General features: G+C 36.6%; 8 protein-coding genes. 6 read left to right on the top strand and 2 right to left on the bottom strand.

The genetic code is table 11. The features are described 5' to 3' along the window. Positions 1–177: 177 nt before the first annotated feature. The gene (locus IR022_RS00875) at positions 178–1104 is read left to right on the top strand and encodes a hypothetical protein (RefSeq protein WP_194202267.1); all 927 of its coding nucleotides are present in this window, start codon (positions 178–180) and stop codon (positions 1102–1104) included. A gap of 68 nt (positions 1105–1172) precedes the next feature. On the opposite strand, the gene IR022_RS00870 is transcribed toward IR022_RS00875, so the two are convergent. Further along, positions 1173–2459: a DEAD/DEAH box helicase gene (locus IR022_RS00870; protein ID WP_082204160.1), complete on the bottom strand. Its 1287-nt coding sequence runs from the start codon at positions 2457–2459 to the stop codon at positions 1173–1175. A 657-nt stretch (positions 2460–3116) separates the two neighbouring features. Here IR022_RS00870 and IR022_RS00865 point away from each other — a divergent pair. Further along, positions 3117–5480, top strand: a complete 2364-nt coding sequence (locus tag IR022_RS00865; RefSeq protein WP_194202266.1) for a beta strand repeat-containing protein — start codon at positions 3117–3119, stop codon at positions 5478–5480. Positions 5481–5553: 73 nt separating this feature from the next. Here IR022_RS00865 and IR022_RS00860 read toward each other — a convergent pair whose 3' ends face one another. Beyond that, entirely contained in the window at positions 5554–7356 is a 1803-nt protein-coding gene (locus IR022_RS00860) for an alpha-L-fucosidase (protein ID WP_194202265.1), read from the bottom strand. A gap of 228 nt (positions 7357–7584) precedes the next feature. Between IR022_RS00860 and IR022_RS00855 the strand changes: the two genes are divergently transcribed. From IR022_RS00855 to IR022_RS00840, 4 genes are all read left to right on the top strand, one after another. Further along, on the top strand, positions 7585–9411 hold the full coding sequence (locus IR022_RS00855) for a hypothetical protein (protein WP_194202264.1): 1827 nt from the start codon (positions 7585–7587) through the stop codon (positions 9409–9411). Continuing rightward, positions 9408–10103 carry a hypothetical protein gene (locus IR022_RS00850; protein WP_194202263.1) on the top strand — a complete coding sequence of 232 codons (696 nt, stop codon included), beginning with the start codon at positions 9408–9410 and terminating at the stop codon, positions 10101–10103. Before IR022_RS00855 ends, IR022_RS00850 begins: the two co-directional genes overlap by 4 nt. A gap of 444 nt (positions 10104–10547) precedes the next feature. Further along, a complete protein-coding gene (locus IR022_RS00845) occupies positions 10548–10871 on the top strand; it encodes a hypothetical protein (protein WP_050710285.1) in 324 nt (107 codons plus the stop codon). Positions 10872–10964: 93 nt separating this feature from the next. Continuing rightward, complete coding sequence (locus tag IR022_RS00840; RefSeq protein WP_194202262.1) at positions 10965–11711, top strand: hypothetical protein; 747 nt, start codon at positions 10965–10967, stop codon at positions 11709–11711. Positions 11712–11767: the final 56 nt, after the last annotated feature.

Raw genomic sequence — 11767 nt, 5'->3', positions numbered from 1 at the left:
TAGTATTAGTAATTAGAAAAAACAAATGCAGGAGAATGGGCTTAATATGAATGAATTTCAAATAAAACTTCTACAAAAGATCGAAGAACTAACCCTGTATACCATCCTGCAAGAAAAACATGCAGATGAACAGCATAGACGTATTATAGAATTAGAGAAGCAAGCAAATAATATACCATGAAAAAAACTTATATACTTTTAATAATCATTCTTATTCCATTCTTTGTTAAAGCTCAGATCTTAAACACAATGCGAATAAGCGATTGGAACAACTTAAAATCGTCAGGGTTTTATGAATCACTTGGAGGCGTAAATCAACCCTCTACATCTTCATGGTATTGGGGAATTAATATAGGGCATACATTAAATACAAATACTCCTGATCGTTATAATTATGGAGCTCAGATTCTCTTCCCAGTAATTGGAACTAATAAAGATTGGCCTATAATGTATATACGGAGTACAAATATTAATGGAGAAGGACCATGGGCTAAAGTCTTACACGATAAAGGAGATCAGTCAATTGAAGGTAAGCTTTCTATTATTGGTGATATCAGTACTCAAAAAAACATTAATCTAGAGAATAATGCAATGATAGGAAGAGCCTTGTTCAACACTTTCACTTACGATAATAAACTTATGGGTCATTATGCTTTACGTTGGGGGGATGATTCAGGGAGTATTTCTTATGGACCTTCACTTTGGCAAAGTGCATATGGTGGGATCAAATTTTTCACACAGGGATTACCCCGAATGGCTATCCATTTTAATGGTAATGTTGGCATTGGAACAATAAACCCACAGGCTAAATTAGATGTTCGAGGAGTAATTTCTGCTGAGGAAGTAAAAGTGCAAATATTAACAGGTGCTGATCATGTTTTCAACAAAGATTATGATTTGAAGCCTTTATCCGAAGTGAAAGTTTTTGTAGAAGAGAATAAGCATCTTCCAGAAATATCTTCCGAGAAACATATGCAGGAGAATGGTCTTAGCATGAATGAATTTCAAATCAAGTTGCTTCAAAAGATAGAAGAGCTTACATTATATGTAATAAAACAGGATGAAGAGATTCAGAAGTTAAAAGAAACATTGTATGCAAAGTAACAAATCAACAAGAGCATTTCAGTACTGAAATGCTCTTGTTGATTCTATCTGAGTAACCTTTAAAATGGTTAGTTTTGTTTCTTTACAATAACTTTAGTATTACCCTGAGGTCGTTGTGTTTTATTTGGATTACGCTCTTGGTGACCGCTTCTACTTTGATTTCTATTACCGCTACCACCTTTTGTCAATTCAGGTTTTGGACCTAAAGACGGACGTGTCTGAGATGGTAAGAAACCATGCTCTTCTACTACGGGAATATTCTTTTTGATCAGCTTATGAATATCTTTCAATAATGGAAGTTCTTCGCGATCGCAGAAAGCGATTGCAACTCCACTACGTCCCGCACGACCTGTTCTTCCGATACGGTGAACATAAGTCTCCGGAACATTCGGCAAATCGAAATTAAATACGTGAGAAAGATGGTCTACATCTATACCACGTGCTGCAATATCGGTAGCTATAAGTACACGTGTGGTTTTATCCTTGAAACTCTTCAATGCATTTTGACGGGCATTTTGAGATTTATTTCCATGTATAGCTTCTGTTTTAACGCCTGCTTTGTTAAGAGCTTTCGCTACTTTATCAGAGCCATGTTTAGTACGTGCAAATACTAAAACAGATTCCAGATCTTTACTTTTAAGAAGATCGATAAGCAAATCTACTTTATCTTTCTTATCTACATAATATAGTGATTGATCTATCTTATCAACAGTAGAAGAAGCCGGAGTTACCTCTACTCGTGTAGGATTATGTAAAATGGTATTTGCCAATTTTGCTATTTCAACGGGCATTGTTGCCGAGAAGAAGAGCGATTGTCGTTGCTTTGGCAGCAATGGCAATATTTTCTTTATATCGTGTATAAAACCCATATCGAGCATTTGGTCGGCTTCATCCAACACAAAAAACTCCAGAGTTTTTAAACTTACATATTTCTGACTGATAAGGTCTAAAAGTCTTCCGGGTGTTGCAATCAGAATATCTATTCCTGCTCGCAAAGCATCGGTTTGCTTCTTTTGTGGAACACCTCCGTAAATTACGGTGTGTCTTAAAGATGTATATTTACTATATTCCTTTACGTTTTCCTCAATCTGTATAGCTAGTTCTCGGGTAGGAGTCAATACCAGGGCTTTTATTCCTTTTCTGCCACCATGAGAATTTTCTTTATACAATTGTTGAATAATAGGAATAGAGAATGCTGCCGTTTTACCGGTTCCTGTTTGAGCCACACCTAATAAATCGTTTCCCTCCAACAGGGTTGGTATCGCTTCAGCTTGTATAGGGGTTGGAGTTGTATAGTTTTGGTCTTTAAGAGCCTTTAATATTGGCTCTATGAGGTTTAATTGTTCAAATGTCATACTTTGCATGTACCGTTCACACGGTATAAATCGTTTTTAGTGAGATGCAAAGATACAATATTTTTGCGTATTTGTCTCACTACTCCAATTTATATATGAAGCTGAATTTTGTAAACTTGATAAATTAATTTCTTTTAGCTATATTTGTGCCTGTAAAATAGCTCTTTATAACAAAAATGCCTCAAAGTTTAACAAACGCATTCATATTCAACGATCTAAATTTTAACTATTTAGGTTTGGATGTTTGCGTCGAAATGTTAGAGAGAGAGAGAGAGAGAGAGAGAGAGAGAGAGAGAGAGAGAGAGAGAGAGAGAGAGAGAGAGAGAGAACTAATACCTCTCCACACTTTAATAAATACTCATTTCCCCAATTTCCTGACAGAACTTTCTGTCTTTTGTTATTATTGCGTCTAAAAAACACCATCATCTATAATTTACAGTATTTCCCCAATAACTATATCCATAGTTGTTTCGGTAAACACTTTTGTGTAACCGATTTGTTTTTTTGTTGTCGTTCAAAATCGGCACAAATCAACTGTTTACCTATGGCACAACTATGTCCGGCAGCAGCATGTAGCGATTACACGTTGCTGCTCTTTTCCCGACAACATTTATATAAATCAACAACAAAATCAAACACATATAAACAATTAAGACAATGAAAAAAAAGGTTTTATTTTCCGTCTGCCTTATTGTAACAGCTACATTACAGGCTCAGGTTGGAATCAACAATTCCACACCCAAAGCGTCCCTTCACATCACACCACAAAATACAGATGGTACTACAGCTGAGGGAATCATAGCACCCAATCTTACACGTGCTCAACTAATTGGAAAAGATGTACGCTATAATACAGAGCAAAGAGGAGCAATAATCTATGTAACTACCCTAGATGGCACTCCTTCTGCTAAAACAACTCATGTAACGGCAACTGGTTATTATTATTTTGATGGTACTGTTTGGCAACCTTTTACTCAGCCAAGCTCTATTATTCCTACTGAACCTTGGCAAGTGCAAGGATCAACAACTGCCGCTACTGCGAATGCTCAGAATATCTATCAAACAGGAAGTGTGGGAATCGGGGCTATGACAGCCGTACCTTCTGCCTATATGTTTCAGGTAACGGGCTCCAGCAATGTAACCGCAAATTCGCGAGTAGCTAGTTCTACGGTTGTGGGCAACCAAACGGTTGGCGGCACACTCATTGTAACAGGTGCTACTACTCTGAATAATGCCTTGACGGTTACCGGCACAACTACGACTAACGCAACCAACATACAGGGATTGATGAAATATACCAGCACAACTCCCGTTGTAGGACAATACCTAAGAGCTTCTAATGTTGATGGAAGCGTGGCTTGGGCTACCTTGCCTGCAGCTACTGTAACTACAGCCAACAATGGTCTTGCAATGAGTGGTACAACTACTCAATTGGGAGGTGCATTAACAAAGGCTACGAGTATTACAGGAACAAGTCTGTTAACGTTGGCAACACCAACCACTGTTTCGGGAGCACTTCAAATAAGCAGCGGGACTCCGGCAGCAGGTAAATTCTTAACTTCCGATGCAGCGGGTAATGCGACTTGGGGTACTTTGCCGGTAGTTGCTGTAACTACGGCTAATAATGGTCTTGCAATGAGTGGCACAGCTACTCAATTAGGCGGAGCATTAACAAAGGCTACGAATATTACGGGTACGAGTCGACTAACATTGGCAACACCAACCACTGTTTCGGGAGCACTTCAAATAAGCAGCGGGACTCCGGCAGCAGGTAAGTTCTTGACTTCTGATGCATCGGGTAATGCAACTTGGGGCACTCTACCGGCAGTTGCTGTAACTACGGCTAATAATGGTATTGCCATGAGTGGCACAACTACTCAATTGGGAGGGGCATTAACAAAGGCTACGAATATTACGGGAACAAGCCGACTAACATTGGCAACACCGACCACTGTTTCGGGAGCGCTTCAAATAAGCAGCGGGACTCCGGCAGCAGGTAAATTCTTAACTTCCGATGCAGCGGGTAATGCGACTTGGGGTACTTTGCCAGCAGCTACTGTAACTACGGCTAATAATGGTCTTGCAATGAGTGGCACAACTACTCAATTGGGAGGTGCATTAACAAAGGCTACAAGTATTACAGGATCAGCAACTAATACTCTAACAATAGCAGCACCTACTACTGTTGGTACTACAGCTGCAAATAGTAATCTTACGGTGAATGGTAATGAAATAGTGACCGGTAGTGTAGGAATAGGAATTGCAAGTCCTAGTCAGAAATTGCACGTTGTAGGTAATGAGTATATCACAGGATTGAGTAAGGTTGGAGGAAACACCACATATAATGCATCAGCTCAATTAGAACTATCAGATGTCAACAAAGGGTTTCTTCCCAATCGTGTTGCTTTAACTAGCCCTACCGTTAAAGCACCGGTTGCTAATGCTGTGAATGGAATGTTAGTTTATAACACGGCAACAGTAGGTCTTTTGAAACCGGGATTTTATTATTGGAACAATACTCACTGGCAAGCTTTTGTTACAGAGATACCCGAAAACAAGGTTACTGGTTATGATTTGACTGCCAGCGTTAATTCAACAGCTACAAATCCAGCTTCTTCTCAAGGAGGAACATTAATGTCTTTTGGTGATATTGGTACAACGACTAAATATTTCACAATTAAAGATGGCGGATCTTATGCATTTGCAATCAGAGTATATGGTATAGGTAATCTTCAAGCAGGAAAAACAATGGGTAGATCGTGCGTATATTTTACATTGATGATAAATGGTGTAAAAATAGATGTACAGGAGGTGAATTGGGCTTTAGTGGATCCAGCTATAGTAGGTGCTCAAAACCGATTGGGTGGTACTGTAATGTTGACAGGTAATAATCTAAAAGTAGGCGATAAAGTAGAATTTAGACTTGCTCATTATAATGTTGGCTGGTCTCAACAAGTCACCATGTCTGCCAACCCTGGATTAACAGCCGATAAAACATCGCTTGTATTCTGGAAACTTTAAGGTTTGAAACTTAAGAAAAATAAAAGCGCCATATCTCTTTTGAAGATATGGCGCTTTATATATTGTGAGCTATTTATTGAGCTATTTTCAATGTCCAAGCCGAACGACCCGGTATTTCTGTAAATTTGATAGGAGTCATATCAACAATAAGTTGTCCGTTTTCGTACTTCCAAGGAAGATTGCCTTCGCGTCCAAGAAGCGATATAGTTGCATTATCGGCAGGTTTGTCGATATTCAACACACATTTATCATCTTGCCACTCAAGAAGTATAGCATAAATATTGTTTCCTTTTTGAGTATAAGCTACATACGTTTTCATTGAACCATAAGTCGCATTCAAACCATGCTGAGTACCTGTATTATCGGTATACAATGCTGCGTAAGGAATTACTTCTTCGGCTTGCGATTTTGATGCCCACTTCACTTGAATTGAAGCATTTTGAACGTCTTCGAAATACTCTACTTTGATTGGGTATTTTTGTCCCTTCTTCAATTTAATACTACTCTTGTGAGTTGCTGAGGTTTGAGCACCCTGTACAAAGCCATCCTGAGTTTGATCTTGTTTGTTCCACTGATCGATAATCAATTTTCCATCTATCCAAACACGTACACCATCGTCCGCTTTAGCTGTGAATGTATATTCTTCGCTAAAATTAGGGCTGATATAACCAGTCCATTCTCCGGTAAAGTGGTCTACACGAATGCGTGGATCGGGAGAGTTACGCACCCAATTGAAATCTATTGTAGAATCGATACGAGTAATATAGATTTGTTTTTCTTCGATATGCTTTTTATAGGCTCTCGTTCCATAAATAGCGTCTCCGTTTATTTTCAACCACTGTCCAAGTTGCATAAGTCTTTCTTGTTGAAGCAATGGTATCTGACCGTCTCCGGCAGGTCCCACATTCAGCGTCAACCCTCCCCCATTAGCTACAAGTGTAGCAAAATGATGAATAAGATCGTCTTCTGTAAGGTAATTTTCAAGAGGCTCATTTCTGTTTAAACCGAAAGAACGCCCTATTCCTCTAACTTCTGCCCAAGGGCGATCAGTCATTGTAATACCAGCACTATATTCGGGAGTTTTAAATCCATAATCAGCACCTCCACCCCAGCGGTCATTTACAATAGCCTCAGGTCCTACCAAGTTGTAATACCAAGCAATCAATTCACGAGCATGCCATTGTTCGGCACTATTCCACCACTCTCCATCTGTAAAGATCAGAGAAGGACGGTATTTAGTTACTAATTCCTTAAACTGAGGAATCATATGTGTATCTACATATTTTGCAATAGAATCATTAGGATCTATCTCCCAATAATGAAGTGGGTTAGACCACTCAGGAAGTGAGTAATACAATCCCATTTTCAAACCATCATTTTCTACGGCAGTAGTAAGTTCTCCTACAATATCTCTTTTAGGACCTGTTTCCATAGAATTCCATCCCGGAGCATATTTACTAGGCCACATGGCATATCCATCGTGGTGTTTTGAAACTAAAACTACGTATTTAGCTCCTGAATTTTTAAAAAGGTCAGCCCATTCTTGTGGATTAAATAATTCGGCTTTGAATAGATCTTTAAAATTTTCGTATTTAAAATCTTGTCCGTACACATTCTTAGCAAAATCAACAGCTGTCGATTTTCCATCTCTCCATCCTTTATAAGACCATTCGGAATATCCTTCCTTTTTAGTCCATGATGGAACCGAGTACAATCCCCAATGAATAAATATACCTAGTTTAGCGTCGTTAAACCACTCGGGATAACCTCGTTCTTTGATCGACTCCCAAGTTGGTTCTACTTTAGCTGTTTGAGCTTGCAGCGCAAAAGCAGACAGAAGTAGTAAACATGTTAATGTAAAGAAATTTTTCTTCATAATATTTTAGTGATGTTTTTATGGTATCACAAATATAGGAAAATAGCACTAAAGGGCGAAATTGATTTCTATCGATTACCGAATATTTAAGGTAACAAGCTTTTTATTAATTTAACTGATCTGATAGCTGAAATATTTACCACCATCTAAACATTCATATAGGGAAAGAACATAAGATTACTTTTATTTATATATTTTAGCACTTCGTAAACTATTTATTAGAAAACTATGAGAAATATCATTTTCACACTACTAACTATACTCTTCTTTTCGGCTTGTGAATACGACAGCGATAATATCCATTATAAGGATATTGAGAAGCCAAAGGACATTCAAATAGGCGTTGATCTCGCCGGAGTGAATCCTGATGACACTATTTATATCTATGCGAATACGCAGCTACATTATTCATTAGACACTCAAGGAAAAGAAATTTTAAATCAAAATTTTTTCCTTGATGGAAGGAATATATATTTATCAAATGGTTACTTGAATATAAATCCTTATTTTTCAGATGGAGAAAATCACAAATTAGATATAAACATCGAGCTTAAATCTAATAGCGGAAGTATGGCTGATGCCCTTGGTTACGAGAAATACATAGGACAGATATCTTATAACCTAAAATTCATCACAGGTTTACCTCTTCAATTAAATATAAAACAAGAACAAGACCCCGAAGGTTATTTAAAACTAGTTTGGAATAAACCTGAGTTGAAAGGGTTAGAAGTCGAAAAATATGAAATATCATATAAAAACGGTGATGGAGAGGAAATAAAGTTGACAACAATAAGCAATCCAAATACAACCTATATTGTTGACAAGAGCTATGTATATGGATATCGGACTTATACAATTAAAACTGTTTTTGAGAATGGAAGGATGCAAACTTGGACAGACCTGCATACTGCTGAGTATTCGACAATAACAGGTGATAATTTTACATTTGAAGATACTCCTGATATAGATAAAATAAAAATATCATGGAACAATAAATTCCCATCTCGCTTTGTACTTAAATGGATAGATAATAAGATTATACCCATTGAAGATGGAAAATCAAGTATTATAGTACAACGTCCCTATTTTTCGACCGAGGCTACACACTTTCAATTGTATATTTTACCAGATAATCAGAATAAAGATAATTACGAAGGAGCCCATTATATTAGTGCCGATTATGCTTTCCCTCGTTTCAAAAATTACTCGTACGACATTGCGTATAATGCTAAGCAAAAGCAATTACTAGGAGTAACGTTTAATAAGATGTATATTTATAATGCTAAGAATATGGAATTTATAGGTGAGCAATCACTCATTAAATACAATAACGGCACTACAGGAGACAAGGTGAGATGCTCTCCTACAAATGGAATGATAGCTTACAGTAGTTATCAGAAAATATATTTAGTGAAAAACAATGATTTTAAATCACCAATTCTTATAGAATCTGAGGATAATTATCTTTACGACTTTTTGTTAACAGATGATAGACTGATTATAAAATACCTAAACTATAAAGAGGGTGGCTATGTAGTTCATATATATAATGCTAATAATGGACAATTCTTATATAAGTTTGCCGAACAGTCGGAATATTTCTCTATGACCATATCTTCAACTGGAAAATACTTTTGTTATTACACCACTACCAAACTCAAAATATATGAATTGGGGGAAGCTCAGCTAAAATTAATTCTAGAACAGGATAATTCCGTAGATAAAAATTATTTCTGCCGCTTCGACCCTATTAATTCAAATGAATTAATACTTAGTAATGGCAAAATATTTTATAAATTAAATGTCCAAACTTTAACTAAATCAAAAGAAGCAACAGGGTATTTAGAGGCTATAGATCCTGTCACAGGGAATATGCTATACAGCATTAAATCTGAGCCTATTGCAAGGTTATCTGTTTTGAATTCACAGATGACCAGTACTATTTTTGAAATAGCTTATAATGCCAACTCTTCGTTTGCTGATCTCCGTTTTATTAATGGCTTTATAATTAAAGAATCTGCTTATATGGACGTCTCTAAATATCTAAAAAAATGAAAAAAACAACTATTATATTATTCTGTATATTAATGTGCTTACAGGCTAAAGCACAATTTTCAATAAGTTATTCATTTGGATATGGTACATATAAAATGGGTGATATGAAAAACATCTTAAAGTCGGCTGAAGAAATAATTAATTCACAATATCCCGGATTAGATGCTCAGATTGTCGACAATTTTCCAGGCTATATCACTCATACCCTAGATGTAGGATATAGAATACAACAAAATGAATTTGGGCAAAAAGCTACTTTCCTAACAACTGGAGGAAAACTTTCGCGAGCCGATTATTCAGGCGAATATGAAGAAAAAATAACGCTTTCTGCATATCGGCAAGGCGTCTTTTATAGGAACTATTTCTACACTAGCAATATGAACAATAATAGAAGTTTATCTTTATTTGGAGAAATATCGCCCAGTGTTATATTTACAAAAATGAAAACTGAAGGGCATATCTCAATTGGAAATGAAACTCAGCATATGGATCAAATACATCTAAATAGTACAAGTTTTGCCATATTACCTCAAATAGGGCTAAAATTTAATTTGAATCCCCATATTGGCTTTCTTCTAAGTTCGGGCTATGATTTTAATTTTGGCTCAGGGATTGATAAACTTGGAGGTAACAAAATCGATTGGTCAGGTTTCAGAGTTAGTCTTGGAGCTTCTTATACTTTTAATCAATGAGTAGTCGTCTAATTATTTTTCTTTGTATTCTTTGCAATCTTTTAATAGGGAATAGTATAGTGTACTTTTGGTCTTCGCCCTCTACAAACTGGGATTTGATGATAGGCATGTCCTTATCTTGTATATTATGCTACCTGTTTATCTTTAAATATATCAATCTCAAAAGTTGGAATATAATTAAACTAATGTTCTTCTCTATTTTTGCTTGCGTTGTTATCGAATTAATTGGTTGCTCTTTTGCCTCGGTTGTTACTGGACTAAAAAGGGAAGAATCGGATTATTTTTTTGACACCTTGAAAGGACTGGGTATTGGACTTTTTTTGGGAATACTGGGTAATATACTTATGTTCCCTATAACAATAACGATGGGAGTTTTAAATTTAATCTGGTTTCGAAAGTTTCAAAAATCTTTAACTTTAGAATATTAACGAATACATAAATTCTATGAGAAAAATAATAGCCTTTTCGTTCCTTATATGCCTCCTTACGAGCTGTGCATCAATAATAGGAAGAGCTAAGACTGAAGAAATTCGTCTGGGAATGAGTAAAGAGGAAGTTCGCACACTTCTAAAATCGGCTCATGGGACAGCTAAAACGGCAAGTGCCCGACAATTACAGGATGGTGCATTAGAAGAATCTATTGAGCTAACCGAAGGTTACAATAAATATACTTTCATATTTATAGATGGCTACTTAAACGAATGGTACACGATAGATGTTCGTACAATTATTCCTCCTGCACCCATCATTCATAATGACGCAAATTAATAGATTTTGAATATTCACATCAAATATTTATCTCTGCTACTGTTGGTAGGTTTGGCATCATTAAACTCATGCTCAACCTACTATGGTTCTACTATGAATACTAAAGACCCATATACTATAAAGAATGAATATGGCGAATTTTTGGTAGAGGGAGATAGCTTGGATGTTATTTACAATTTCTACGGCGAAAATGCACCCATAGCAGTAAGCGTAGTCAACAAAATGTCTAAGCCACTGTATATAAACTGGCGAAAGTCGGGCATAATGATAGACGATATCCCCTCCCCTTATCAAGATCCCAATATACACGAGATTGACGATGAGACTATCGTTAACTTTAGCTCATTCTTAGACGATCCCGATGGATTGGGTTACGTAAAACCTTATTCGAGATTAAACAAACAGATTCTGGAACTGACTAATTTTAATTTCGAAAAAATACCTGATACTCTTTTCCTTAAATGGAACACAGAGGCTGATAGCCGAGGAGACAATAAAAAATACAATGCGATTAGATATATTGCATCTAATTCGCCCATATATTTGAGAACATTCCTTACCATATGCGAAGATTCTATGGAGGCAGGCGAAGCTTTTTTCTATGAAAACGATTTCTACATGTCTGAATTAATCAAAGGAAGTGGGTCTCTTAATAAAATTGAAGCTTACAGAAACTGGCGTGGCGACTTCTTCTATGTTAAACCTCAGAAAGAGAAAAAGCCCAAGACAGAAAAGAAAGCCCCTTCTATTCTCGAAAAAGTAGCTCACGTTACAGGACAGATTTTACTGTGGGCGGTTGAGGGCAGTAGTGGACACGATATTAATCAGCAATCAGAATAAAAAAGTGAGCACATTTTCATGCACTCACTTCTCTTATATACTATTTGTTAGTCTAA

It is taken from the genome of Dysgonomonas sp. GY617, assembly GCF_015233815.1.
Taxonomy (GTDB): Bacteria; Bacteroidota; Bacteroidia; order Bacteroidales; family Dysgonomonadaceae; genus Dysgonomonas_A.
Note: the sequence above shows the minus strand (reverse complement) of the source record. Positions and strands in the feature narration are given on the sequence as shown.